The following is a 25,479-nucleotide window of genomic DNA, read 5'->3' as shown; positions in this document are numbered from 1 at the left end:
GCAGCTACGCGGGCGTGACCGGTGCCGTCGCTCGCAGCACCTTCAAGAACTCCCGCATCCACGCCGAATGGTCCGGCCACGCCCGAGCCGACACCAGCGTGCCGTCGACCACCACCTCCGCGTCCTGGAAGGTCGCGCCCGCTGCCTGCATGTCGAGTTCCAGGGCGGGGTACGCCGTGACGCGGCGGCCGCCGAGGGCGTCCGCGGCGGCGGTGAGCAGGGGGCCGTGGCAGATCTGGGCCACGGGCTTGTCGGTGTCGAAGAAGGACTTGAGGATCTTGCGGAGCTCGGGGTCGTTGCGGAGGTACTCGGGAGCGCGCCCGCCGGGGACGACGAGGGCGGCGTACTGGCCGGGGTCCACCTCGGAGAAGGCGAGGTCGGCGGGCCAGGTGTAGCCGGGCTTCTCCGTGTACGTGTCGAAGCCGGGCTCGAAGTCGTGGACGACGAACTGGAGCTTCTTGCGGCTGGGGGCGGCGATGTGGACGTCGTAGCCCTCTTCGAGCAGTCGTTGGTAGGGGTACAGGACCTCCAGTGATTCCGCCGCGTCGCCGGTGACGATCAGGATTTTCGCAGTCATGGCCGCGCTCCGTCCGTTATGCCCGTTTCCTCTGCTTGCTCTCTCTTTTCTGTCTGTGCAGTTCGTCAAAGTTCCACCCCTTCTTTTGTACACATACGGCTCATGACGGGGCACCCGTAAGGGGCGATAGCCTTGGTGGCGTGATCAGCGCGATAGTTCGCGGGGGCCTCGTCGTCCCTGCCCTGCGCCCGGAGAGCACGGACCACAACCGTGACCGGGTGGCGGTCGCTGATCTTCGCGGGCGGGAGGGAGCCGAGCAGGCTCCCGGGACGCCAGAGACATCCCACCGGCCCACGGCGCCGAGATCAGCGTCACACCCCCACCGGGCGCCGAGAATGGCCGATTGCCCCCCGCTCATCTCACCCTGCGGCATAGCGTCGAGACAGACCGGACACCCCGCGTCGTGGCGTCGCGTCCCAAGGGGTAGGGACCGTACTTCTTTCTACGTCACGCAACGGCGCGCGACAGGAGCCAGAGGACAATGCAGACCAAGCTGGACGAAGCCAAGGCCGAGCTGCTCGAGAGGGCTGCCCGGGTAGCTGAGAACAGCCCGGTCGGGGGGCACCTACCGACTGGGACGACGAGCGAGGGAACCCCCGGCACCCCGGACCACGACACCTTGCTCGCGTTCCTCCAGCGCTACTACCTGCACACGGCCCCGGAGGACCTGAACGGCCGCAACCCGGAGGACATCTACGGCGCGGCCCTCTCCCACTTCCGGCTGGCCGAGAACCGGCCCCAGGGCACGGCCAATGTGCGGGTCCACACCCCGACCGTCGAGGAGAACGGCTGGACGTCCAGCCACTCCGTCGTCGACGTCGTCACCGACGACATGCCGTTCCTGGTCGACTCCGTCACCAACGAACTGTCCCGGCAGGGGCGCGGCATCCATGTCGTCATCCACCCGCAGGTCCTCGTCCGGCGGGACGTGACCGGCAGGCTCATCGAGGTGCTGCCCGAGCGGCGGACCGCGGACACCGGTGACACGTTGGCGCACGACGCGCACGTCGAGTCGTGGATCCACGTCGAGATCGACCGCGAGACCGACCGGGCCGACCTGAAGCAGATCACCAACGACCTGCTGCGGGTGCTGTCCGATGTCCGTGAGGCCGTCGAGGACTGGGAGAAGATGCGGGAGGCGGCGACCCGGATCGCCGAGGGCCTGCCCACCGAGCCCACCGCCGGTGACCTGCCCGACCAGGAGGTCGAGGAGGCCCGCGAGCTGCTGCGCTGGCTCGCCGACGACCACTTCACCTTCCTGGGCTACCGGGAGTACGAGCTGCGGAACGACGACTCGCTCGCCGCCGTCGCCGGGACCGGGCTGGGCATCCTGCGCGCCGACCCGCACCACACCGGCGAGGACAAGCACCCGGTCAGCCCGTCCTTCGAGCGGCTGCCCGCGGACGCCCGCGCCAAGGCCCGCGAGCACCGGCTCCTCGTCCTCACCAAGGCCAACAGCCGCTCCACCGTGCACCGGCGCTCCTACCTCGACTACGTCGGCGTGAAGAAGTTCGACGCCGAGGGCAATGTCGTCGGTGAGCGGCGGTTCCTGGGGCTGTTCTCGTCCGCCGCCTACACCGAGTCCGTGCGGCGCGTGCCCGTCGTCCGCCGCAAGGTGGACGAGGTGCTGCGGGGCGCCGGGTTCTCGCCCAGCAGCCACGACGGGCGCGACCTGCTCCAGATCATGGAGACCTACCCGCGCGACGAACTGTTCCAGACCCCCGCCGACGAACTGCGCTCCATCGTCACCTCCGTCCTCTACCTGCAGGAACGCCGCAAGCTGCGGCTCTACCTGCGCCAGGACGAGTACGGGCGCTACTACTCCGCGCTCGTCTACCTCCCGCGCGACCGCTACACCACCGACGTACGCCTGCGGATCATCGACATCCTGAAGGAGGAGCTCGGCGGCATCAGCGTCGACTTCACCGCCTGGAACACCGAGTCGATCCTCTCCCGGCTGCACTTCGTGGTCCGTGTCCCGCAGGGCACCGAACTGCCGCAGCTGTCCGACGCCGACAAGGACCGTATCGAGGCCCGGCTCGTCGAGGCCGCCCGGTCCTGGGCCGACGGCTTCTCCGAGGCCCTCCACGCCGAGTGCGGCGAGGAGCGGGCGGCCGAGCTGGTGCGCCGCTACGCGGGCGGCGTCCCCGAGGGCTACAAGGCCGACCACAGCCCCCGCGCCGCCGTCGCCGACCTCGTCCACCTCGAAAAGCTCGGCGAGGAGAAGGACTTCTCGCTCAGCCTCTACGAGCCCGTCGGCGCCGGCCCCGGCGAGCGCCGCTTCAAGATCTACCGCAAGGGTGGCTCGGTCTCCCTCTCCGCCGTCCTGCCCGTCCTCAACCGCCTCGGCGTCGAGGTCATCGACGAACGGCCGTACGAGCTGCGCTGCTCGGACCGTACGACGGCGTGGATCTACGACTTCGGGCTGCGCATGCCCACCGCGCGCGACGGCGCCGGGGACTACGTCGGTGACGACGCCCGTGAGCGGTTCCAGGACGCCTTCTCCGCGACCTGGACCGGGCAGGCCGAGAACGACGGCTTCAACTCCCTCGTGCTGAGCGCCGGGCTCTCCTGGCGGCAGGCGATGGTGCTGCGCGCGTACGCCAAGTACCTGCGGCAGGCCGGGTCCACGTTCAGCCAGGACTACATGGAGGACACCCTCCGCAACAACGTCCACACCACCAGGTTGCTCGTGTCGCTGTTCGAGGCACGGATGTCGCCCGACCGGCAGAGCGCCGGGCGGGAGATCGTCGACGCGCTCCTCGAAGAGGTCGACGCGGCCCTCGACCAGGTGGCCTCCCTCGACGAGGACCGCATCCTGCGGTCGTTCCTCACCGTCATCAAGGCGACCCTGCGGACCAACTTCTTCCAGGAGGCGGCCGGCGGCAAGCCGCACGACTACGTCTCCATGAAGTTCGACCCGCAGGCCATCCCCGACCTCCCGGCGCCCCGCCCGGCCTTCGAGATCTGGGTGTACTCGCCGCGCGTCGAAGGCGTCCACCTGCGCTTCGGCAAGGTCGCGCGAGGCGGCCTGCGCTGGTCCGACCGGCGTGAGGACTTCCGCACCGAGATCCTCGGCCTGGTCAAGGCGCAGATGGTGAAGAACACCGTCATCGTGCCCGTCGGCGCCAAGGGCGGCTTCGTCGCCAAGCAGCTGCCCGACCCGGGTGTGGACCGCGACGCATGGCTCGCGGAGGGCATCCGCAGCTACAAGACGTTCATCTCCGCCCTGCTCGACATCACCGACAACATGGTGGCCGGCGAGGTCGTGCCGCCCTCCGACGTCGTACGGCACGACGAGGACGACACTTATCTCGTCGTCGCCGCCGACAAGGGCACCGCGACCTTCTCCGACATCGCCAACGGGGTCGCCGAGAACTACAACTTCTGGCTCGGCGACGCCTTCGCCTCCGGCGGCTCCGCCGGGTACGACCACAAGGGCATGGGCATCACCGCGCGCGGCGCCTGGGAGTCCGTCAAGCGGCACTTCCGGGAGCTGGGCGTCGACACCCAGGCCGAGGACTTCACGGTCGTCGGCATCGGTGACATGTCCGGTGACGTGTTCGGCAACGGCATGCTGCTCTCCGAGCACATCCGCCTGGTCGCCGCCTTCGACCACCGGCACATCTTCATCGACCCGCACCCCGACGCGGCCGTCTCCTACGCCGAGCGCCGCCGGATCTTCGACCTCCCGCGCAGCTCCTGGGAGGACTACAACACGGAGCTGATCTCGGCCGGCGGCGGCGTCTTCCCGCGCTCCGCCAAGGCGATCCCGGTCAACGCCCACATCCGCGACGCCCTCGGCATCGAGGACAAGGTCGCCAAGATGACCCCGGCCGACCTGATGAAGGCCATCCTCAAGGCGCCGGTCGACCTGCTGTGGAACGGCGGCATCGGCACCTACGTCAAGGCCTCCACCGAGTCCCACGCGGACGTCGGCGACAAGGCCAACGACGCCATCCGCGTCGACGGCCGCGACCTGCGCGTCCAGGTCGTCGGCGAGGGCGGCAACCTCGGCCTGACCCAGCTCGGCCGGATCGAGATCGCGCAGACCGGCGGCAGGGTCAACACCGACGCCATCGACAACAGCGCGGGCGTGGACACCTCCGACCACGAGGTGAACATCAAGATCCTGCTCAACGGCCTGGTCGCCGAGGGCGACATGACCGTCAAGCAGCGCAACAAGCTGCTCGCCGAGATGACCGACGAGGTCGGCCACCTGGTCCTGCGCAACAACTACGCGCAGAACACGGCCATCGCCAACGCCCTCGCCCAGTCCAAGGACATGCTCCACGCCCAGCAGCGCTTCATGCGCCACCTGGTCCGCGAGGGCCACCTCGACCGGGCCCTGGAGTTCCTGCCCAGCGAGCGGCAGATCCGTGAGCGGCTGAACGCGGGGCACGGCCTCACCGGCCCCGAGACGGCCGTCCTGCTGGCGTACACGAAGATCACGGTCGCCGAGGAGCTGCTGCACACCTCGCTCCCGGACGACGCCTATCTGCGCGACCTGCTGCACGCGTACTTCCCGGCGCAGCTGCGCGAGCAGTTCGCCGAGCACATCGACAACCACCCGCTGCGCCGCGAGATCGCCACGACGCTGCTGGTCAACGACACGGTCAACACGGGCGGTACGAGCTTCCTGCACCGCCTGCGCGAGGAGACCGGGGCCTCCCTGGAGGAGATCGTCCGGGCGCAGACCGCGTCCCGCGCGATCTTCGGGTCGGGCCCGGTGTGGGACGGCGTCGAGGGCCTGGACAACAAGGTCGACGCGGCCGTCCAGACCCGCATCCGGCTGCACTCCCGGCGTCTCGTCGAGCGCGGCACGCGCTGGCTGCTCAACAACCGGCCGCAGCCGCTCCAGCTCACCGAGACCATCGCCTTCTTCAAGGAGCGCGTCGACCAGGTCTGGGACGAGCTGCCCAAGCTGCTGCGCGGCGCGGACCTGGAGTGGTACCAGAAGATCTACGACGAGCTGACGGGCGCCGGCGTCACGGACGTGCTGGCCACGCGCGTGGCCGGGTTCTCCTCCGCCTTCCCGGCACTCGACGTGGTCTCGGTCGCCGACCGCATGGGCAAGGAGCCGCTGGCCGTCGCCGAGGTGTACTACGACCTCGCCGACCGGCTCGGCATCACCCAGCTCATGGACCGCATCATCGAGCTGCCGCGCGCCGACCGCTGGCAGTCCATGGCCCGCGCGGCGATCCGCGAGGACCTGTACGCGGCCCACTCGGCCCTCACGGCCGACGTCCTCGCCGCCGGGAACGGCACGTCGACGCCGGAGCAGCGGTTCAAGGTGTGGGAGCAGAAGAACGCGGCGATCCTGGGCCGGGCGCGCACCACGCTGGAGGAGATCCGCAGCTCGGACTCGTTCGACCTGGCCAACCTGTCGGTGGCGATGCGGACGATGAGGACGCTGCTGCGCGGCCACTCGTAGGCCTGTACGGCCAAGGGGGCGCCCCCGGGTTCTGATGGACCCGGGGGCGCCCCCTGCTCGTTGTCGCTGTCGACGTCAGCGCTTGACCTGCCAGATGGTGACCGTGCCCTTGATGTTGGGCAGGTAGTCCAGGTCGTCGGGGGCGTTGACCTCGGTGATCGTCCACATCGCGAGGTCTCCCTCGCCGGTCACCGTGCAGAGGTGGTCGCCCTTGACGATGGCCTGGTCGCGGTTGATGGAGTCGGCGCTCAGCGTCTCCGTGAACGGGTTCTGCTCGGCGCCCGACAGGCACTCCTGGGGCGTGGTGCCCGTCGCCTTGCCCATGGGCCGGGTGAACTGCAGGGAATCCTCGCTCGCGGAGAACTCCTGGACGTCGGAGTCCATGTACGAGGTCGGGTCGACCTTGGGCCCGTCGAGGTCGACGTAGGTGGAGTCCAGGCCGGCCGGTCGCCGCACGGTCATCGGCTCGTCCTCGAACTTCTTGATGAACTCGGCGTCCGCAGGTACCCCAGTGGACTCGGACGGGGTGGACTCCCCGCCGCTGCCGCCGTCGGAACCCTGGTCCTCCTCGGTCGGCGTCTCGCCCGGCGTCGACTCCGAAGTGCCCTTGTCGGTGTCCTTTTCGCTGCCCGCGCCGCTGCTGCTGTTCTTGTCGTCGTCCTTGTTGTTCAGCACATACACGGCAGCCGCCGCGCCCGAGCCGACCGCGAGGACCAGCACGAGGGCGATGAGCGCCGCCTTCAGGCCCCGGCGGCTCTTCTTCGGCGGAGGCGTCGGTGCCGGGGCAGGGGCCTGCGGGTTGAGGTTGTACGTCTGCGGGGCCGCCGGCGGGTAGCCGTAGCCGGTGGGCGTGGACTGGGCGGGCGGGCCGAAGCCGCCGGCCGGCGGGGGCACATGGGTCGCCGGGGCGTGCTGGTGCAGGCCCTGTGTGGTGTCCTGCGGCGGGGCCACGGGCGGTGCCGGAGCCGTCGTGGGAGCCGTGGGAGCGGTCGCCGCCGGTGGTGCCGTCGGCATCTGGGGTGCCGTCGGCTGGGGCGGGGTCTGGGCGGACTGCTCGCGCCGGGCGATCTCGGCGGTGAGCGGCGCCGGCAGCCAGCCGGTGAAGTCGCTGAGGCCGCGGCCCACCAACTCCTGGCAGAGCGCGGCCAGTTCCTCCGTGCTGACGCGCTCGGCCGGGTTCGCGGTCAGGCAGCGCTCCAGCAGCGGGCGCAACTTCTCGTCGTACCCGTCGAGTTGCGGCGGCCGCTGCGAGGTGTTGGCGATCTGCGCGGCGATGGTGATGGCGCCCCCGTCGCCGTACGGGTGGCGTCCGGTGGCCGCGACCGCCGCGATCAGGCCGAGGGAGAAGACGTCCGTCGCCGGGGTGACCTTCTCGCCGAGGGCGTGCTCCGGCGACATGTACTGCGGGGTGCCGATCATGCCGCCGGACTGCGTCAGCTGGGTGGCGTCGGCGGCGCGGGCGATGCCGAAGTCGATGACGTACGGCCCCTGTGAGCCCAGCAGGATGTTGCTGGGCTTGAGGTCGCGGTGGATGACGCCCGCGGAATGGATCGAGGACAGGGCGCGGGCCGTGCAGCCGACCAGCTGGAAGACCGCCTCGGGCGGCAGCGGGCCGAACGCCACGAGCGCGTCGTGCAGCGGAATGCCCGGGATGAACGCGGAGGCCAGCCAGGGGAGATCGCCGGTGGTGTCGTGGTCGACGACCGGCACGATGTGGTAGCCCTGGACGCGTCTGGCCGCCTGGACCTCCTGCTCGAAACGGCGGCGGAAGTCCGCGTCCTGGCCGTACTCGCGGCGGATGACCTTGAGGGCGACCGGCTGGCCGCCACGGGTGTGCGACAGATAGACCGTGCCCATGCCGCCTTCGCCGATGCGGGCGGTGAGTTGGTAGCCCGCGGTCTCTCGCGGGTCCTGTGGTCCCAGAGGGCTCAGGATGTCGCCAGTGCTGGTGGTAATGGGAGCCTCCCCCGGTACGGTGCCGAACTCCTGTGCCTCGGCTGGGCACTTGAAGCGGTCCGAGCTTATACGGCACTTACGACACGTGGATCAGGCGTTACGGTTCCGTTTGGTTCCGGTACAGAGTCGTGCGGAGACCTTGGCTCCATGGTGCCCGGCGCTGTCGGCCGTGCCCAGCCGGTGACAGCGGTTGTCACTAGGGCTCTCGTCGCACCCTTCGCTGCCATTCCTCGTCCCGCATCGTGATGGGCGCCGTCTGCGGCATGCGGCGGACCGTCGGGGCCTCGGCGGGGTGGGGGGCCCTGGCTGTCGGGGCCTCTGTCAGGGACAGCGTGCGGAAGGCCGTCTCCACGATGGCCACGGACGTCGCGACCGGGGCCGGCAGCCAGCCCGCGAAATCGCGGACGTCGCGGCGGGCCGCGCCCGCGCAGTGCTCGGCGATCTCGGCGGCGGAGGCGCGGGCGGCCGGGTCGGCGACGAGGCAGCGGCGTACGACGTCGAGGAGGGGGCGGGCGATGCCGTCCAGGGCGGGCGGTTCGACGTCGGTGGCCGCGATGCGCGTCGCGATGGCGAGCGGGTTGCCCCGGCCGTACGGATGCGCCCCCGTCGCGGCCTCGGCGGCGATCACGCCAAGCGCGAAGACGTCGGAGGCGGTGGTGACCCTGCGGCCGAGGGCGTGCTCGGGAGACATGTAGCGCGGGCTGCCGATCAGGCGTCCGGCGGTGGTGAGCGTGGCGGCGCCCACGGCCCGGGCGATGCCGAAGTCGAGCAGCCAGGGCCCGTCGGCGGCGAGCAGCAGGTTGGCGGGCTTGACGTCGCGGTGGATGATCCCGGCGGTGTGCACGGCGTCCAGCGCGTACGCGGCGCAGGCCAGCAGTTGCAGGACGGTGGCGACGGGCAGTGTGCCGTGCGTCTTCAGGGCCTCGTCGAGGGGGACGCCCGGGATGTAGCGGGTGGCCAGCCAGGGGCGTTCCGCGCCGGCGTCGTGGTCGACTATCGGCACCAGGTGGTAGCCGGAGACGCGGCGCCCGGCGGCCACCTCGCGGGCGAAGCGCTCACGGAAGGCCGGGCTGTCGGCGTACTCGCGGCGCACCAGCTTCAGCGCGACCGGCTGGCCGCCCCGGCTGCGGGAGAGGTAGACGGTACCCATGCCGCCCTCACCGATCCGGGCGTACAGCGGGTACTGGGCGATCTCCCGCGGATCATCGGCCCGCAGCGCCTCCGGTACCACCCCTCGCATCGACCGGACCCCCCTCGTCTCGTCGCGTCACCGGAGCGTATCGCGCGGACGCTCGCGTCGCGGTGACAGCCGACGTCCCATACCCCTGCGAAGCAACGCGTACACCTCCGTGGACATCTGCCCAAGTGGCCCCCAAAGGCGTCATGCCTTATAGAGATAACTAACCAGGATGTTTGGGGTGAAAGTGGAGCAGCGACTGCAGTCGGGGAAAACGGAATCCGTACGGCCGGCGATGTCCGTCGTCGTGATCGTCTACAACGACGAGGCCAGGCTGCCCACGGCCGTGCGCTCGGTCCTGGCGCAGACGCTGCGCGGCGTCGAGGTCGTGATCGTCGACGACCACAGCACCGACGGCTCGTACACGGTCGCCCGGCGACTCGCCGACGAGCACCCGGGCCGCGTTCGGGCGTATCGCCTCCCAGAGAACAGCGGCGGCTGCGGAGCACCGCGCAATCGGGGCCTGCGCGAGGCCCGTGGCGGGTACGTCGTCTTCCTCGACAGCGACGACGTACTGGACCGCAACGCCTGCCGCAACTTCCTGGAGGCCGCCGAGACCACCGGCGCCGACCTCGTCTCCGGTCTCTGCGTCCGCGTCCACGTCGACTCGCGCACGGGCAAGCGGGTCAAGTGGTACCCCTGGCTGTACGCCCGCACCCGTACGCTCGACGCGATCTCCGAGCTGCCCGACCTGCTGGTCTACGACACCCTGTCGACGAACAAGTGCTACCGCCGGGCCTTCCTGATCGAGCGGGGCCTCGACTTCCCGGTCGGCATCCACTACGAGGACCTGCTCTTCTCCGCCCAGGCGTATGTGGCCGCCGACCGCATCACGCTCATCCCGAACCGCGTCTATGAATGGCATGTCGAGGACAAGTCGGCGGCCAAGTCGATCAGCAACCGGCGGTCCGAGATCGCCAACTTCGCGCACCGCATGGAGATCCACCGCAGGGTCGACCAACTCCTCGCCGACCGGGGCCTGCTGGAGCTGAAGTTCTGCAAGGACGTCAAGTTCCTCAAGCACGACCTGGTGCTGCACCTGCGCGACCTGCCCTTCCGTGACGCCTGCTACCGCCAGGAGTTCGCCGCGCTGGCCCGCCCCTATCTGGCGTCGATCGACCCGACGGCGTACGACGAGGTCGAGCCCATCCACGCGATCTGCGCCTACCTCCTCCGGATGAGCGACTGGGACAACCTGCTGCCCGCCGTGGACACGCTCACCAACGGCGACAAGGTCTCCGCGCCGCTCACGGAACAGGGCGGCCGTGTCTACTGGTGTGCCGAGCACCTCGACGACCCCTTCGCCCGCCGCGTCCTGGACGTCACCGAACTCGGCTACCACGCCAAGCCGGTCGAAAGACTGTTCCTGCGCAACGAGCTGCTCTCGTACGTGGACCTGGGCGGCCGCGGCCGCGTCCGCCTCGCGGGCCGCATCACCAACCCGCTCGGCGTGATCCCGCCCGGCGCGCGCCTCACGGCCGCGCTGGAGTTCTACGCCCGCCGCCCGGGCGTCCGCTTCCAGACGTTCCGGCTCCCCGTGGCGACGGTCCGGCACGAGGGCCCGTACGTGGTCTGGGAGGCCACGGCCGACATCAGCGGGACCCTGCGCCCGCTGGGCATCGTGGACGCGGTGTGGGACGTGCGCCTGCACCTGTACGTCGACGGCACACGCACGACCACCCGCCTCACGGCCTCCCAGCCGGGCCTGGCGACCGGCTCCCTGCCGATCCGCCCCCGCCTCACCCGTCTGGTCGCCGACCGCATCGAGCCGCAGGTCTCCGCCCGTGGCCACCTCGCCTTCCGCCTGGTCCCCGACAAGAGGGCGGGCGCCCTCGTCGAACGGGGCCTGCGCGGCGCCCCCGGCCGCCTCGCCAAGTCCGGCTACCGCAGGGCGAAGGCGCTGCGCAAGAGGGCGACCTCCGGAGACGCCAAAATCCGCCTCTATCACGAGATGTTCCAGCGACTGCCGGTACGCAAGCGGCTCGTGGTGTTCGAGAGCCACCTCGGCAAGCAGTACAGCGACAGCCCCCGGGCGATCTACGAGGAGATGCGCCGCCAGGATCTCGACTTCGAGGCGGTGTGGTCGTACACGGGCGCACCGGAGGGCTTCCCGGCCGACGCGACGCTCGTACGCCGCTGGTCGCTGCCGTACCTGAGGGCACTGGCCCGCGCCGAGTACTGGATCGACAACCAGAGCTACCCGCTGAAGCTCGCCAAGCGCCCCGGGACGACGTACATCCAGACCTGGCACGGCTCGGCGCTCAAGCGGATGGGCTTCGACGAATCGGAGTGGAAGCTCAAGTCCCGTGCCGAGCAGGCGGAACAGCAGCGCACACTGGACCGTTTCGACCACTTCCTGATCCGCTCCGAGCACGACGTGCGGACGCTGGCGAAGGCGTTCCGGCTGAAGGAGAAGGTGTTGCTGCGGGTGGGGTATCCGCGCAACGACGCGCTGGTGGCGGCGCGGCAGGCGTCCGAACGCCCGCCACTGTCCCATGAACTGGGCCTGGCGGCGGACAAGAAGGTCCTCCTCTACGCCCCCACGTTCCGAAAGTCCGGCCGGCGTCGCCGCTTCGCGCTCCCCTTCGACGTGGCGCGCTTCGCACGGGAGTTCGGCGACGAGTACGTCCTGCTGGTCCGCGCCCACTACCTCGACCACGTCGTCCTCCCCCCGTCGGTCCGGGGCCGGGTCATCGACGTATCCGCACACCACGACGTGACGCCCCTCCTCGCCCTCGCCGACGCGCTGATCACGGACTACTCGTCGGTGATGTTCGACTACGCCCTGCTGGACCGCCCGATGTTCTTCTTCCCGTACGACTACGAGGAGTACGTGCTCGAGGGCCGGGGCACGTACTTCGACCTCCTGGAGCGGGCGCCGGGCCCGGTGGTCCGCACGGAGGACGAGCTCCACGCCGTGCTGACGTCCTCGTCCCTCGACGAGCAGACGGTCAAGTACGCGGCGGCGCGGGAGCGGTTCGTGTCGGACTTCGGCGAGTACGACAGGGGCACGGCGGCGGCGAGCATCGTGGACCAGTTCTTCTCCGAGTGGAGGCGTAAGTGAGCGGTGACCGGGACATCTTCTTCGTCTCCAACAGCGTCGACGAGCTGGGCGGTGTGACGAGCTGGTCGCACCAGATGGCGAGGCTGTTCGGCAAGCGGGGCCACCGGGTCCACGTCATAGGCATCACGCCCCCGGAGATATCCCAGGAGCTGGGCGAACTCCCGTACCCCACGACTACGTTGTACGAGGGCCAGCCGCCGCGCCCCGGCCGCGCGCGCGAGGCGAGCAGGCGCGAGAAGGGGGCCGTCCTGACGGCTCTCTTCCAAGGCGCCCGCCCCGGCGGAGTCGTCATCGTCACCCAGGTGTGGGCGATGGAGTGGGTGAAGGCGGCGGACACGTCCGGGCTGACGGTCATCGGCATGAGCCACGAGTCGTACGAGCGCTCCAGGCTGTCCTCGCGCTTCCAGCGGGTCCTGAGGCACTACCGGGACGCGCACGTCGACCGCATGCTCGTCCTCACCCGCGAGGACGCGGACCTCTGGATCGGCGAGGGCCTCAACAACACGTCCTTCATGCCGAACCCCCTGCCCTTCGTCCCGGAGCTGCCGTCCCCGCGCACCGAGAAGGCGGTCGTCAGCATCGGCCGGCTGCACGACCACAAGGGCGTCGACATGCTCCTCGACACCTGGTCGGAGGTCGCGCCCCGGCACCCCGACTGGACCCTGAGGATCTACGGCTCGGGCGAGGACGAGGAGGTGCTGCGCAAGCAGTGCACGGCCCTCGGTCTGGACGACTCGGTGGAGTGGATGGGCCGCACCGGCGATGTGCCGGGCGCGCTGCGCGGCGCCTCGGTCTTCGTCCTGTCGTCGAGGGGCGAGGGCTTCCCGCTGGCCCTGATGGAAGCGATGGCGACGGGCGTCCCCTGCGCCGCGTTCGACTGCGCGCCGGGCGTCCACGAGATAGTCCACGACGGCGAGGACGGCCTCCTCGCCGCCCCCGGCAACACCGGCGAACTGGCCCGCAAACTGGACGTGTTGATGTCCGACAAGGGGCTCAGGGACCGGATGGGGGAGGCGGCGAGGGAGAACATCCTCAGGTACGGGGAGAAGGAGATCGTGGGGCGGTGGGAGGCGTTGTTCACCTTCCTGGAGAGGTGACCTACTTCTTCCCGCCGGTGAAGTTCTCGTACTCCTTCAGCACCTCGTCCGTGGCCCCGTCCATCCGCAGCTCCCCCCGCTCCAGCCACAGCACCCGATCACATGTGTCCCGGATCGACTTGTTGTTGTGGCTGACGAGGAAGACCGTGCCCGCGTGCTTCCGCAGCTCCCTGATCCTGGCCTCAGAGCGCTTCTGGAAGGAGCGGTCGCCGGTCGCGAGGGCCTCGTCGATCAGCAGCACGTCGTGGTCCTTGGCCGCGGCGATGGAGAACCGCAGCCGCGCCGCCATCCCGGAGGAGTACGTCCGCATCGGCAGCGTGACGAAGTCCCCTTTCTCGTTGATGCCGGAGAAGTCGACGATCTCCCGGTACCGCTCCTTGACCTGCTCGCGGGACATGCCCATGGCGAGCCCGCCGAGGTGGACGTTGCGTTCGCCGGTGAGGTCGTTCATGAGGGCCGCGTTGACGCCGAGGAGGGACGGCTGGCCGTCCGTGTAGATGTGGCCGTTCTCGACGGGCAGCAGCCCGGCCACGGCCTTGAGGAGCGTCGACTTGCCGGAGCCGTTGGTGCCGATGAGCCCGATGGCCTCACCCCGGTACGCGGTGAACGAGACGTTCCGTACTGCGTGCACCTTGCGCACACCGGCGGCCTTCTCGGTCTGCTTGCGCCGCAGTATGCGGTTGAGCGCGGCGGTGGCGGTACCGCGCCCGGCGCCCGTGCCGTTGACGCGGTAGACGATGTCGACGGAGTCCACGACGACGGTGGGGACGAGGTCGGTGATGGTTCCCCGCTGCTGCGGGACGGTGATGGTGTCGATGTCAGCCACGGCCGTACGTCTCCTCAGCCTTCCAGAAGTAGATGAACCCGCCGACGCCCGCGAGGAGCGCCCAGCCCGTGGCGACCGCCCACACGTGCGGCGGCAGCTGGCTCGCGTGGAAGCTGTCGATCAGCGCGAACCGCATGAGGTCGATGTAGACGGCCGCCGGGTTGCACTGAAGCAGCAGGGGCACGACGCGGGGCATGTCCCGGCCGGCGAGGATGTGGTCCATGCTGAACATCACGCCCGACGCGTACATCCACGTACGCAGCACGAACGGCATCAGCTGAGAGATGTCGGGGGTCTTGGCGCCGATGCGCGCCATGACCATCGCGACCCCGGCGTTGAACACGAACTGCAGCGCGAGCGCGGGCACGATCAGCAGCCAGGACGGCGCGACCGGCACCCCGAAGGCGAGCAGGATCACGACCAGCGCGGCCATGGAGAACAGCAGCTGCTGGAGCTGCTGCAGACAGTACGAGAGGGGGAGCGAGGCCCGCGGGAAGTGCAGGGCGCGGACGAGGCCGAGGCTGCCGGAGATGGCCCGGGTGCCCGCCATGATCGAGCTCTGCGTGAAGGTCCACACGAACACGCCGGTCACGAGGAACGGGACGTAGTCCGGGACGCCCTTCTTGGTGCCCATGAGCAGACCGAAGATCAGGTAGTAGACCGCCGCGTTGAGCAGCGGGTTCGCGATCTGCCAGACCTGCCCGAGCTTGGCCTGGCTGTACTGCGCGGTGAGCTTCGCCGTGGCGAAGGCGGTGATGAAGTGCCGCCGGGCCCACAGCTGCCGTACGTACTGGCGCAAGGTGGGCCGGGCCCCGCTGACGCTGAGGCCGTACCGCGCGGCCAGCTGCGCCGGGGACTCGGAGGGAGGCTCGGCGGGGGGCTGGGCGTCGCGCGTGGTCGGTGGCGGTGTGTGGAGGACCTGGCTCACATCCGCTGCTTTCGCTAGTGGGGGCGTCCCTTGTCTCCAAGACGTCGACGTCTTCGCGATGTCTCCGACGCCATCGAGTCCATCGACGTCTTTGCGTCGCTCTTGACTTGCTCTTACGTCGGGACGGGACCGTATCGTCGCAACGTGAGCGTAAGCCGATCGAACGTCGGAACGCAACCGTTTCGTCGTAACGGCCTATGCTGGGCGGTATGACGACGAACGCCGACGCCCGGGTGGACAGCACTCCGCCGCGCCGCAGGGCCCCCGCCGGGGCGGCCGTGCTGCGCGAGGACGTGACCGAGGCGATCCGGGCGGCGGTCTTCGAGGAACTGGCGGCCGTGGGCTACGCCCGGATGTCCATCGAGGGCATCGCGCGGCGTGCGGGTGTCGGCAAGACGGCGGTGTACCGCCGGTGGCGTTCCAAGCTGCACCTGGTCCTGGACCTGGTGTCGGCGGTGGCGGTACAGGGCCTGCCGGCGCCGGACACGGGTTCCTTGGAAGGGGACCTCAGGCTGCTGTACGAGGTCACGTCCCGCGCCCTGCGCCACCCGGTGGCGGGCCAGATCATCCCCGACCTTCAGGCGGAGGCCGCCCGCAATCCCGAGATCGCCGAGGCCATGCAGAAGGCGTTGCGGGAGGGCCAGCAGAGCGTGGCGACGGGCATCGTGGCGGCGGCGGTGGCGCGCGGCGAGGTCCGGGAGGGCGTGGACGAGGACCTGGCCCTGGACGTGATGTTCGGGCCGCTGTACTGGCGCGCGGTGGTGGTGCGGTCGCCGAAGCTGCCGAAGGGGTATCTGGCGAGTCTGACCAGGGCTACGGCGGCGGGGTTGCGGGCGCTCTAGGGCTGTTGGGCCGTTGGGCGCCCGGGGGCTGTCGCCGGTCGAACGCCGAGATCAGGGTTTGGCGGCGGCTTCGGCGACGTCGTTGGCGGCGGCCGCTCCGTCCTGCGCCAGGCGGAGGAAGCGCCGGATCGCTTCGACCGACATGTCGAGCGCCTCGGACGCGGACTGCTCGTTGCCGAACACCTGCACCGCCTCCGTGACGGCCACGGCCAGTTCGGCCTCCGCCTTGCGGACCTTGACCTCGGCCTTGTCCACGGTGTCGACGACCGCCAACTGGCGGCGCTGCTTCTCCTGAAGCCGCTGCTTGCGGGAAAGCGTCTTGTCAGAGTTCTGCACGGTCATGGCCAAGATCATAATCAGCCGAGTACGCGCCCGAGAAATCGTCAACTGGCCTGTCGTGCGGTGGCGTTGACGCGGCTCGGCGAGTCAGCCGCTGGGCGAGGTCTGAGAGTTCGGCGGCGCGCAGCAACCGGTCCGCGAACCCCGGCAGGGGGATGTGCAGCGGCTCCAGCCACCGCTCCGGGATCGCGTCGGCGCCGTACACGGCCCCCGCGAGCCCGCCGGTCACCGCGGCGACGGTGTCCGTGTCGCCGCCGAGGTCGATGGCGGCCCGTACGGCGCCCTCGTACGAGTCCGTCGTGCGCAGCGCCCACACGGCGGAGCCGAGGCAGGGCCAGACGGCGCCGTTGAACTCGGTGGCGTCGTCCGGGTGCCAGTCCGGGGCGAGGACGACGGCGTACCGGGCGCGGTGATCGTCCCGTACGGCGTCCAGGGTGCCGGGGAGGGCGGCGATCGGATCGCCCCCGTCCAGCGCGACCCGCACCAGCTCGTGGAAGACGGCCGTACCCTCCCACGCGGCAGCGTCCCCGTGCGTGAGCGCGGACAGCCGCCGCCCGGCGTCCATGGTGGCGTCCCGCCCGTCCGGCGCGAAGTACACGGCGGAGGTCGTCGCCCGCATCAACGCGCCGTTGCCCGCGGCGCGGAGGTTGACCTGGAAGTGGAGGGCGGCGGCGAGGTCCCAGGGTTCGCCGTTGGTGAGGACGTCCTCGGTCTGGAGGCCGATGTCCTTGGGGGAGGAGGCGGCCCAGCGTTGGAATCGCCGGAAGACGTCGGGCAGTTCGAGCCCGCCGCGTTCGACGAGCGACTCCCCGACGAGCACGGCCATCTGCGTGTCGTCGGTGGCCTCGCCAGGGTCCCAGCCGCCGCCTCCGCACATCTCACCGCCGTGCCCGGGCTGCGGGAAGCGGGCGGAGAACGCCCCTTCGGGGCCGAACTCGAAGGGGGCGCCGAGGGCGTCGCCGACGGCGGAGCCGAGGATCGCGCCGAGGGCGGTCATCGTGCGTTGATGCTTCGCTTCAGGGGGGACCTGAACAACTCGCCCCGGTACAGGAGACGCTGTCCGTAGTCCATGTCGACCTCGGGGTCGTCGATGTCGATACGAGTCGTCACGGCCGCTCCTGAGGTGTCCGCTTCCACTGCGTCTGCTTGTCCAGGACGTCGAGGTCGTCCGGGAGGAGACCCGTGACCGGGTCGGCGTTCGTGCGGCGACGGCAGAGGCGCTGTGGAACATCCAGGCTCCTTCGAACGCCTCGCACGGTCCCGACCCCTGCGTACCCGCTACTCCTGCCGCGCTCCCGGTGCGTACCAGGAGCGGGTCTGCTGACCGTTCTCGTCCCACTCGAGTTCCGCGAGCGGTCGATGGCCGTCCTCGGTGGTGATCCGCTTTGCCGCGAGTGTGCCGTTGGGGTGCCATCTCCGGGATTCCCCGACCGGAAATCCCATGCGCATGTTTCCTTCGGCTCGCAGGGTCCCGTCCTCGAACCATTGCTTTACCGGGCCGTCCGTAATTCCGTCCCGATATGTTTCCAGGCCGACCAGCGCGCTGCCCTGGTATTCGACGACCTCACCGGTGAACAGCTCTCCCTGGTAGAAGAGGCGCTCTCCGTCGTCGAAATCCACCTCGAGGTCTTCGGCGCCGATGCGCGGAAGTGTCACTCGGCGTCTTTGCGCCAGGTCTTGGTGGGCTGCCCGTTCTCGTCCCAGTGAAAGTCCTGCAACATGGTCAGGCCGTTCTCGGCGAATACTTGTTCCGAGGCGAGTGTGCCGTCGGGGTGCCATTCTCTGGCGATTCCGACCGGCCGTCCCTGGCGTACCGTCGCCTCGGAGCGAAGTGTGCCGTCCTTGTACCACTCGCGGCTGGGGCCGTCCTGCACGCCGTCGACGTAGGAGTCCAGGCTGATGACAACACCGCCCGAGCGCTCTTCGACCTCTCCGGTGAAGGGCTGCCCCCGGTACAGCAGACGTTGTCCGTAATCCATATCGACCTCGGGGTCGTCGATATCGATTCGTGCTACCGGAGTCATTGCGGAATCCAATTGTCGTCGGTCGGCGGGGTGCCCGTGAACCTGCCGTGCAGGCTGTCCACACCCTGAAGCATATGGTGACAGTTCACGCAGAACGCCGCGGGCCGTACGGGAAGCCCTGTCTTCATGTGGTTCAGGTACGGGAACTCGATAGAGGCGATCATGTCGGCGAGTGCTTCCTCGCCATCGGGAAGGCCTCGTTTCTGTCGTTCCAGGAGCAGCTCGTTGACCGCCTTGACCTCGGCGTGCCCGAGGGGGTGGTCCGGCCCCGGCGGGGGATCGCCGATTTCGCCGTATCGGGCCGCGATGGTCGGGTGGACCTTCTCGGGCGGGATGATGTTGGTGGCCTTGCCGTTGATTCCTTCGGCGACCAAGCCCGTCCGCAAGTCCATGACCGGACCGGCGCACGCCCCCGTTTGCTTCCTGGGGAACGTCCCCAGTTCCTTCGCCTCCAAGTAGGAAGCGGCACGCTGGTGTCCGAGCTCCTTGAGGAAATGCTCGACGTTTTTGCCATCGACCTTGGTGATCACCTCGTAGCCATTGACCTCCACCGTCTCCACGCGGCTCATCGGCACCTGGCCGAGGATCTTCGTGCCAGGGCCGGGTGGTGGCAGGGGCTGGCCCGGGACGATCTCGACGGGGGGTGCGGCGCGGCGGGCGACGTCCTCCGCGATCGAGCCGCCCGGTTCACGTACGTCCCGGTCGCCGTGGTGAGCACCGTCGGCTTGGCCGCTCGGCGGCGTGCCGTCGTCACCGTGACTGCCCGGGCCCGGGTCGTGGCCATCGCCATCGCTGCCATGACGGGCTCCGTCGTCGCCGTGGCCGACGGGGCCCGGCTCATGACCTGTGCCGTGGTGGGCGCTGTCGTCGGCATGACCGTTCACCGTGGGACCGTCGCCGTGCGGGGGCGTGCCAGAGAGGTCCCGCGGACCGGTCGGCGCCTCATGGCTCGCGGCCGGCCCCCGGCCCAGGTCGTCGGCACGCCCACCAGGCAGGTTGTCCGCCCGCCCACCAGGCAGGTTGCCGTCCCCGACCCGCCCGGTGCCACCGAGGTCGTCACCCACGCGCGTGGTGCCGCCCAGGTCGTCCCCGACCCGCCCCACAGCCGTGGTGCCGTCGCCAACCCTGGCCCCGGCCCCCACCAAATCAGGCTGCCGTGCCCCGACGTCGACACCCCGCTCCGCCGCCGTACCCTCGTGCTTGATGGCGTCCAGGGACTCCCGCACCGACCCGTCCGCGTTGTGCATGACCAGGGTCTTGGTGTCGAGGTAGACGACCTCGCCCTTGGGGGTCTCCATGCGGACGCTGTTCTCGGGGGTCAGCCCCGCCGGGAGTTCGTCGGCGATGTTCGGCACGTCGGCGATCTGGTACGTGCCCTCGCCGAGCTTGATGTGCGTGCCGTCGGTGATGCCGCGCAGGCTCGCCATGACGTCGCTGATCTTCACCGCCGTCGCGCCGACGCCCTTGGTGATGTACGTCATCGGGTCGACGATCCTGCCCGCCTTGCCCGCGAAGGAGATCGCCTTCGCGATGGCGCCCGCCTTGCCGGCACCGGAGACCGCGCCGCCCGCGCCGCCCGTGAAGACCGTCGTCAGGACGTTGAACGACACCGCCCCGGCCGCCCGCGCGGGGTTCTTGCCCCACTCGTCGTACGCGATGAGCGCCTTGCCGGTCTCCACCACCGCCGTGCGCGAGTCGCGGATCCAGGAGGGCAGCTTGTCGTCGGGGGTCAGCCAGAACGCGGCGGCCGTCACCGGGTTGGCCATGATGGCCACGCCGGTCAGAAGCTTGCCGAGCCCCGTCCACGCCTGGCCCGCCGCGTCCCAGCCGTCCACGCCGACCAGTGTGCCGAGGCCTCGGATCGTGCCCCACACGCCGTCGACGACGAAGCCGACCGCGAAGTCCCAGACGTGCTCGTGGATGTAGTACCAGGGGTTGGACTCCTCGACCGGGTCGCCCCAGGGCAGACCACCGGCGTTGTCGAGGTCCTCGCCCCGGTAGCCGTACATGTTCTCTTTGTTCGAGCCGTCGTTGATGACGAGCTTCTCGCCGCCGATCAGCCCGATGATCGTGTTGTAGCAGTCGCGCTCGGCGGCCTGGAACGCCGCGTACGCCGCGTTGATGTCGGAGCGGCGGTTGTTGTTCTCCTCGACGAGGTCACCGTCGGCGCGCCACTCGTCGTCGTCCGCGATCTTGTTCCGGAAGTCGATCGCGCCCTGGCGGAGCTCCGCGAACTTCGCCTTCAGCGGGCCGACCGCCGCCGCGTACGTGTCCAGCGCCGACGCCACGGTCCCCAGCTCCGTGGACATCTCGGCGCCCTTGGTCGCCACCGGCGCGGTCGTCGCGAACAGCTGGTCCGCCTCCGGTGCCTTGTAGTGCGCCGAGAGGCCGCCGAAGCGGGTGTTGATCGCCGAACCGGCGTCCGACAGCGAGGTCCCGGCCGCGCGGATGCCCGCGATGTGCTGGTCCAGCAGCTCCAGATTGCCGGTGAACTCGGGGACCTCCTCCGGGATGACGGGGATGTCGTCGCTCACTTGGGGCCGCCCTGACCGCCGTTGCCGTCCGCGCCCGGAGGTGGCGTCACCACCGTCGCCTTGAGTGCGTTGCTCTGGGACTTCGCGGCCATGTCCAGGTCGCCCGTGACATACGCGTTCGTCGCGTTGGCCGCGCCCGTCACCGAGTCCACGGTCCGCTGCGCCATGTACGCGATCTTCTTCTGCCGCTCCGACAGATACTTGCTGAGCGCGGCGGCCACCGGGCCCACCGGCACCCGCGGGGTCCCGGCGGCGACCGGGCCGATCATGGGTCCGCTGAACTGCCCGCCCGGCACGGCCGTACCGGCCGACTCGGCGGCGCTCGACACGTTCGTCACCAGAGAGGTGGCGGCCTTCTCCAGGTCGCCACCCGCTTCACCCGTGGACTTGAGCGTGGCCTGCACGCCGATCGGATCGATGTCCCAAGCCGGCATCGTCGCTACCCCCGTAACGGCCTGTCGGATACGTCTGCGTCACTCGTACGTCTGCACGTCGCTTCACTACTACACACGCGCAACCACTACCGATTGGTTCCCGCGCGACGCGCAAGTCAACTCTTCGTACCAAACGGTCCGTTACGGACGCAACGCAAATCCCGTCACGCCTCCGTCACGTGCCGGTCACCGGCCGGGCCCGCCGCCATGGGCCGCGACCCAGCCCGCCCACGCCGACGCGATCATCTCGTCCACCCCGTACCGGGCCTTCCAGCCCAGCTCCGTCGCGACGCGGTCCGCCGAGGCGACGACCCGCGCGGGGTCGCCGGGCCGCCGGCCGACGACCACCGGCTCGATGTCGTACCCGCTGATCGCGTGGATCCGGTCGATCATCCGGCGCACCGAGACGCCCTCCTCGCGCCCGATGTTGAGCGTGAGATCCGTGCCGGGTGCCTCGCGCAGCCGGCGCGCGGTCGCCACATGGGCCTCGGCCAGGTCGACCACGTGGATGTAGTCCCGCACACCCGTGCCGTCGGGGGTCGCGTAGTCGTCGCCGAAGACGCGCGGGGCGGCGCCCTCGGTGAGCTTCTCGAAGACCATCGGTACGAGGTTGAAGACCCCGGCGTCGGCCAGCTCGGGGCTTGCCGCGCCCGCCACGTTGAAGTAGCGCAGGGAGGCCGTGGACAGGCCCGGGGTCGCCCGGCCCGTCGCCCGGACCAGCCACTCGCCGGCCAGCTTCGTCTCGCCGTACGGGTTGATCGGCACGCACGGTGTGTCCTCGGTCACCAGGTCGACATCCGGCATGCCGTACACGGCGGCGGAGGACGAGAACACGAACGACGCGACCCCGGCGTCCGTGACCGCCGACAGCAGGACGCGCAGGCCCTCGACGTTCTCCCGGTAGTAGTGCAGCGGCAGTTCGACGGACTCGGCGACCTGTTTCTTCGCCGCGAGATGGACGACGCCCGTGACACCGTGCTCCCGGATCGCGCGCCCCACCGCCTCGCCGTCCAGCGTGGAACCCACGACCAACGGCACCCCGTCGGGCACCCGCTCGGCGATCCCCGTGGACAGGTCGTCGTAGACGACGGCCTGTTCGCCCGCGGCGAGCATCGCGCGCACCACATGCGCCCCGATGTAACCGGCACCACCGGTGATCAACCAGGTCATCTGCGACCAACCTCTCGTGAGGGCCCGCCGACGAAGTGATGTGCGACGTCAGTGAAGCAGGCGTTTGAGACGACGGAGTACGACATCGGTCAACCCTCGCCAACCGGGCGCGAGTCGCAGCGCGAGCGAGCCCGCATGGGTCGCGTACGGCTGTACGAGGAGCACGCCGTGCCGCGCGCTCGGGAGTGCGCTCCGGCGCAACAGGCCTGGGCCGGCGACCGCGTGGGCGGTGGTGTCCCGGTGGGTGCCGTCCTTGAAGCGCAGCCGCAGCCTCAGGTCCCAGGTGCCGTCGCCGAGCGTCGCCAGGTCCACGGGGACCTCGGCCGACCAGGTGTCGAACTCCGGGTCGGCAACCAAGGACGCCGTACGGGCGAACCCGGCCCGCCCCTCCTCCCGGTGCCTGAACTCCACCTCCACCGCCTCCGGGCCCGCGTCCGCCATCCGCCCGTACAGCTCGTGCAGACGCAGCCGAAGGGTCGAGGCCCCGCGCGCGCGGGGGCGCAGTTCCGCGTCGACGGCGACCGGCAGCAGGTGCACGGGCCGGACGAGGAGGTGGCCCAGCTCCACCTCGGGCAGGTCCGGCGACCAGATCGGCGTGCCGTCGCCCGCGCGCGCGTACGGCGGGGTCAGCCGGGCCGGGCGGGCCGCGATCTCCTTGATCCGGGCCAGGTCGCGTGGTTCCTCGGAGGCGAGGAGGACCCGGGCGACGACGCGCCCGGGGGCGGGTGCCGGCACGAAGTCGGGCTCGTCGAACATCGCCAGGTACTTGCGCGTGACGCCCCACCACGCGCGCCGGTAGTCGTCCTCCCGCAGCTCCAGCTCGCGCGCGTACATCCGCAGCGAGTGGTCGAGGAAGCGGGCGCGCGTCGCCCGCGCGAGCCCCTTCTCGCCGGCGCCCAGCAGGATGTCGTACGACAGCCGGTGGGCCTCGATCCGGGCCCGCCAGTTGGCGATGCCGGAGCGGTCGAGGGAGATGGACAGCCGGGTCGCCGCCCGGCGCACGTGCCAGACGTACACCGGGTCGGGGACGAGCGCGATGCGCGGGCCGGCGGCCAGTACGCGCGCGGTGAACACGAAGTCCTCGTACGGGAAGCGGCCCTCGGGGAAGCGGATGCCGTGGGCGCGCAGGAAATCAGCGCGGTACAGCTTGTTGACGCACAGGGTGTCGTGCACGAGCCGGACCCGGCGCGCGGGTCGGGCCACGAGCGCCCGGCGCGCGTACAGCTCGGGCTGCCAGGGGGTCTCGCGCCCCGACGGCAGCTCCCGGCGCAGACACAGCCCGGACGCGACCGGCGCGTCCTGCGCGAGGGCCGCGCCCAGCAGCGCGTCCACGGCACCCGGCGGCAGCAGGTCGTCGCTGTCCAGGAACATCACGTACGGGGCGGAGGCGGCGTCCAGGCCGTCGTTGCGCGGGGTGCCGCAGCCGCCGCTGTTGGTGTGGCGCCGAACCACTCTCAGCCGCGGCTCCTCGGCGGCCAGCCGTTCCAGCAGCTCCGCGCTGCCGTCCGTCGAGCCGTCGTCGACCGCGATCACCTCGCGCACGGCGGACCCCTGCGCGAGTGCCGAACGCACCGCGTCCACGACATGGGCGGCGTCGTCGAACCCGATGACGACGACGCCGACCTGTGCGTGCGGGTGTGCGTGTGCGTGTGCCTGTGCGTGATGGTGATCCAGATCCATTGGACGCCTCGGGCCGAAGAGAGAGGTATGGGGGTTATTTTCTGTCAGTCTCGTAAATCCGTTTGAGTTCGCTTAATCCGTTAAAGGAGACTTCGTGGTTCTGTGGGGAAGATAGTGGGAATCGCGTCGGGGTTCCGTTCGGAAATGTCGGAGTTCGGTGAGGGTTCGGTCGTGGTGGCCCGCCACAGCCGGGCGAACGACAGGCCCGCCGCGGCCGCCAGCAGCCCGTTGCGGGCGAGCATCAGCAGACAGCCGGTCCAGGTGGAGGCGACGACCTCGTCGTACAGGAACGGGTAGACGACCGTGCTGAGCGCCGTCGCCGCGACGAGCAGCGCGGCCACCGGGCGCTGGGTGGTGTGCCGCGAGGTCAGGGACACGGCGGCCAGGCCGAGCAGCCACACCATGTACTGGGGGCTGATCACCCGGCTGGTCACGGTGAAGAGCAGTACGGCGGCGAGCGCGGCGTCGTACGGGGTCGCCGGCGACCAGCGGCGGGCCCGCAGCCGCCACAGCAGGAGCGCGCCGAGGGCGAGAACGGTGAGCGCGAGCGAGGCGGCGGCCACCGACGACACGTACGGGCCGACGAACTCCATGGAGCCGTACCGGTAGCGCACGACGCCCGGCCAGCCCGCCCGCCGTGCGAGTCCCAGCAGCGTGCCGCCGAACGACTCGATCTGCACACCCCGCCCGCCCTGCTGCCGCAGAAAGTCGAACGGATCCCTGAACAGCGCGGTGAGCGCGCCCAGCAGCACGGCCGCCGTGACGGCCGCCGCCGCCCATGTCTGCCGGGTCGTACGCCCCCTCGGGATGCCGATGAGCGCCAGCGCGGGCCACACCTTCACCAGGGCGCCGACCGCCGCGATCGCCCCGCACGCACGCGTGGAGCGCGAAAACGTCAACAGGGCGATGACGGCGAAGGCGGTGACCTGCACGTCGTAGCGCACGAGGGGGAGGAACAGCAGCAGGGGCAGGGCCCCGGTCCACAGGGCCGCTCCGGCGAGGCTGCGGCCCGGGCGCCGTCCCGCGCGCGTGAGGGCGATCGTGATCACCGCGTCGGTGGCGAGGGTGAGGCCGACGAAGGCCTCGAAGTACGTCAGGCCCGGCAGCATCCCGGGCGCGAGCAGCACCGGGCCCGCGCCCGGCGGGTACTGCCAGAGGCGGTCGCCCGAGGGGTACGCGCCGGTCGACAGGACGTCGTGCCAGCGCGCGTACAGCCGGTGCACCTCACTCGCGACCCCGCCCGCGCCGAGCGGACCGAGGTCATTGTGCGCGAGCAGCCACAGCATCAGGGCACGGGTGGTGAGCCAGGCGGCGGTGAGAGGTCTCATCACGGCGGA

18 protein-coding genes are annotated in these 25,479 nt (G+C 70.3%); 4 read left to right on the top strand and 14 right to left on the bottom strand.

The annotated features are described in order from the left end of the window. Nucleotides 1-4: 4 nt before the first annotated feature. A complete protein-coding gene (locus SGFS_RS24150) occupies nt 5-577 on the bottom strand; it encodes a DJ-1/PfpI family protein (RefSeq protein WP_286253282.1) in 573 nt (190 codons plus the stop codon). 481 nt (nt 578-1,058) lie between these two features. Here SGFS_RS24150 and SGFS_RS24145 point away from each other — a divergent pair, with 481 nt between their 5' ends. Beyond that, nucleotides 1,059-6,011 (top strand): NAD-glutamate dehydrogenase, encoded by a 4,953-nt coding sequence (locus SGFS_RS24145; RefSeq protein ID WP_286253281.1) that lies wholly within the window; start codon nt 1,059-1,061, stop codon nt 6,009-6,011. 75 nt (nt 6,012-6,086) lie between these two features. Here SGFS_RS24145 and SGFS_RS24140 read toward each other — a convergent pair whose 3' ends face one another. Continuing rightward, complete coding sequence (locus SGFS_RS24140; RefSeq protein WP_286260034.1) at nt 6,087-7,934, bottom strand: serine/threonine-protein kinase; 1,848 nt, start codon at nt 7,932-7,934, stop codon at nt 6,087-6,089. A gap of 229 nt (nt 7,935-8,163) precedes the next feature. After that, nucleotides 8,164-9,207, bottom strand: a complete 1,044-nt coding sequence (locus SGFS_RS24135; RefSeq protein ID WP_286253279.1) for a serine/threonine-protein kinase — start codon at nt 9,205-9,207, stop codon at nt 8,164-8,166. A 232-nt stretch (nt 9,208-9,439) separates the two neighbouring features. Between SGFS_RS24135 and SGFS_RS24130 the strand changes: the two genes are divergently transcribed. Beyond that, nucleotides 9,440-12,268 carry a bifunctional glycosyltransferase/CDP-glycerol:glycerophosphate glycerophosphotransferase gene (locus tag SGFS_RS24130; protein WP_286260033.1) on the top strand — a complete coding sequence of 943 codons (2,829 nt, stop codon included), beginning with the start codon at nt 9,440-9,442 and terminating at the stop codon, nt 12,266-12,268. Further along, nucleotides 12,265-13,365 carry a glycosyltransferase gene (locus SGFS_RS24125; protein ID WP_286253277.1) on the top strand — a complete coding sequence of 367 codons (1,101 nt, stop codon included), beginning with the start codon at nt 12,265-12,267 and terminating at the stop codon, nt 13,363-13,365. The genes SGFS_RS24130 and SGFS_RS24125 overlap by 4 nt, the downstream gene beginning before the upstream one ends. Before the next feature lies 1 nt (nt 13,366). Here SGFS_RS24125 and SGFS_RS24120 read toward each other — a convergent pair whose 3' ends face one another. Further along, complete coding sequence (locus SGFS_RS24120) at nt 13,367-14,191, bottom strand: ABC transporter ATP-binding protein (RefSeq protein ID WP_286253275.1); 825 nt, start codon at nt 14,189-14,191, stop codon at nt 13,367-13,369. After that, nucleotides 14,184-15,119: an ABC transporter permease gene (locus SGFS_RS24115; RefSeq protein WP_286253273.1), complete on the bottom strand. Its 936-nt coding sequence runs from the start codon at nt 15,117-15,119 to the stop codon at nt 14,184-14,186. Before SGFS_RS24115 ends, SGFS_RS24120 begins: the two co-directional genes overlap by 8 nt. Before the next feature lie 209 nt (nt 15,120-15,328). Here SGFS_RS24115 and SGFS_RS24110 point away from each other — a divergent pair, with 209 nt between their 5' ends. Continuing rightward, nucleotides 15,329-15,961 carry a TetR/AcrR family transcriptional regulator gene (locus SGFS_RS24110; protein ID WP_434027987.1) on the top strand — a complete coding sequence of 211 codons (633 nt, stop codon included), beginning with the start codon at nt 15,329-15,331 and terminating at the stop codon, nt 15,959-15,961. 51 nt (nt 15,962-16,012) lie between these two features. Here the strand turns inward: SGFS_RS24110 and SGFS_RS24105 are convergent, their stop codons facing one another. The 9 genes from SGFS_RS24105 to SGFS_RS24065 all read right to left on the bottom strand — a co-directional run bounded on the left by SGFS_RS24105 (nt 16,013) and on the right by SGFS_RS24065 (nt 25,470). Continuing rightward, nucleotides 16,013-16,303 (bottom strand): hypothetical protein, encoded by a 291-nt coding sequence (locus SGFS_RS24105; RefSeq protein ID WP_286253270.1) that lies wholly within the window; start codon nt 16,301-16,303, stop codon nt 16,013-16,015. Next, on the bottom strand, nt 16,284-17,297 hold the full coding sequence (locus SGFS_RS24100; protein ID WP_286253269.1) for an ADP-ribosylglycohydrolase family protein: 1,014 nt from the start codon (nt 17,295-17,297) through the stop codon (nt 16,284-16,286). The genes SGFS_RS24105 and SGFS_RS24100 overlap by 20 nt, the downstream gene beginning before the upstream one ends. Nucleotides 17,298-17,578: 281 nt before the next feature. Continuing rightward, a complete protein-coding gene (locus SGFS_RS24095) occupies nt 17,579-17,956 on the bottom strand; it encodes a toxin-antitoxin system YwqK family antitoxin (RefSeq protein ID WP_286253268.1) in 378 nt (125 codons plus the stop codon). Then, entirely contained in the window at nt 17,953-18,324 is a 372-nt protein-coding gene (locus tag SGFS_RS24090; RefSeq protein WP_286253267.1) for a toxin-antitoxin system YwqK family antitoxin, read from the bottom strand. Before SGFS_RS24090 ends, SGFS_RS24095 begins: the two co-directional genes overlap by 4 nt. Next, nucleotides 18,321-20,858 carry a hypothetical protein gene (locus SGFS_RS24085; RefSeq protein ID WP_286253265.1) on the bottom strand — a complete coding sequence of 846 codons (2,538 nt, stop codon included), beginning with the start codon at nt 20,856-20,858 and terminating at the stop codon, nt 18,321-18,323. Before SGFS_RS24085 ends, SGFS_RS24090 begins: the two co-directional genes overlap by 4 nt. Further along, the gene (locus tag SGFS_RS24080; protein WP_286253263.1) at nt 20,855-21,292 is read right to left on the bottom strand and encodes a DUF6507 family protein; all 438 of its coding nucleotides are present in this window, start codon (nt 21,290-21,292) and stop codon (nt 20,855-20,857) included. Before SGFS_RS24080 ends, SGFS_RS24085 begins: the two co-directional genes overlap by 4 nt. Nucleotides 21,293-21,478: 186 nt before the next feature. After that, nucleotides 21,479-22,462, bottom strand: coding sequence for a UDP-glucose 4-epimerase GalE (galE, locus tag SGFS_RS24075; RefSeq protein ID WP_286253261.1), 984 nt, complete (start codon nt 22,460-22,462; stop codon nt 21,479-21,481). Between the two features lie 48 nt (nt 22,463-22,510). Then, entirely contained in the window at nt 22,511-24,142 is a 1,632-nt protein-coding gene (locus tag SGFS_RS24070; protein ID WP_286253259.1) for a glycosyltransferase family A protein, read from the bottom strand. A gap of 80 nt (nt 24,143-24,222) precedes the next feature. Next, on the bottom strand, nt 24,223-25,470 hold the full coding sequence (locus tag SGFS_RS24065; RefSeq protein WP_286253256.1) for a glycosyltransferase 87 family protein: 1,248 nt from the start codon (nt 25,468-25,470) through the stop codon (nt 24,223-24,225). Nucleotides 25,471-25,479: the final 9 nt, after the last annotated feature.

It is taken from the genome of Streptomyces graminofaciens (assembly GCF_030294945.1).
GTDB classification, from domain to species: domain Bacteria; phylum Actinomycetota; class Actinomycetes; order Streptomycetales; family Streptomycetaceae; genus Streptomyces; species Streptomyces graminofaciens.
This window is presented reverse-complemented; position numbering and strand designations above follow the sequence as displayed.

Excerpts from the sequence above, each read along its gene's own strand:
- SGFS_RS24135 (WP_286253279.1), bottom strand. The coding sequence starts at position 9,207 with ATGCGAGGGGTGGTACCGGAGGCGCTGCGGGCCGATGATCCGCGGGAG.
- SGFS_RS24150 (WP_286253282.1), bottom strand. The coding sequence starts at position 577 with ATGACTGCGAAAATCCTGATCGTCACCGGCGACGCGGCGGAATCACTG.
- SGFS_RS24145 (WP_286253281.1), top strand. The coding sequence starts at position 1,059 with ATGCAGACCAAGCTGGACGAAGCCAAGGCCGAGCTGCTCGAGAGGGCT.
- SGFS_RS24100 (WP_286253269.1), bottom strand. The coding sequence starts at position 17,297 with ATGACCGCCCTCGGCGCGATCCTCGGCTCCGCCGTCGGCGACGCCCTC.
- SGFS_RS24110 (WP_434027987.1), top strand. The coding sequence starts at position 15,329 with ATGACGACGAACGCCGACGCCCGGGTGGACAGCACTCCGCCGCGCCGC.
- SGFS_RS24065 (WP_286253256.1), bottom strand. The coding sequence starts at position 25,470 with ATGAGACCTCTCACCGCCGCCTGGCTCACCACCCGTGCCCTGATGCTG.
- SGFS_RS24090 (WP_286253267.1), bottom strand. The coding sequence starts at position 18,324 with ATGACTCCGGTAGCACGAATCGATATCGACGACCCCGAGGTCGATATG.
- SGFS_RS24105 (WP_286253270.1), bottom strand. The coding sequence starts at position 16,303 with ATGACCGTGCAGAACTCTGACAAGACGCTTTCCCGCAAGCAGCGGCTT.
- galE (WP_286253261.1), bottom strand. The coding sequence starts at position 22,462 with ATGACCTGGTTGATCACCGGTGGTGCCGGTTACATCGGGGCGCATGTG.
- SGFS_RS24130 (WP_286260033.1), top strand. The coding sequence starts at position 9,440 with ATGTCCGTCGTCGTGATCGTCTACAACGACGAGGCCAGGCTGCCCACG.
- SGFS_RS24070 (WP_286253259.1), bottom strand. The coding sequence starts at position 24,142 with ATGGATCTGGATCACCATCACGCACAGGCACACGCACACGCACACCCG.
- SGFS_RS24080 (WP_286253263.1), bottom strand. The coding sequence starts at position 21,292 with ATGCCGGCTTGGGACATCGATCCGATCGGCGTGCAGGCCACGCTCAAG.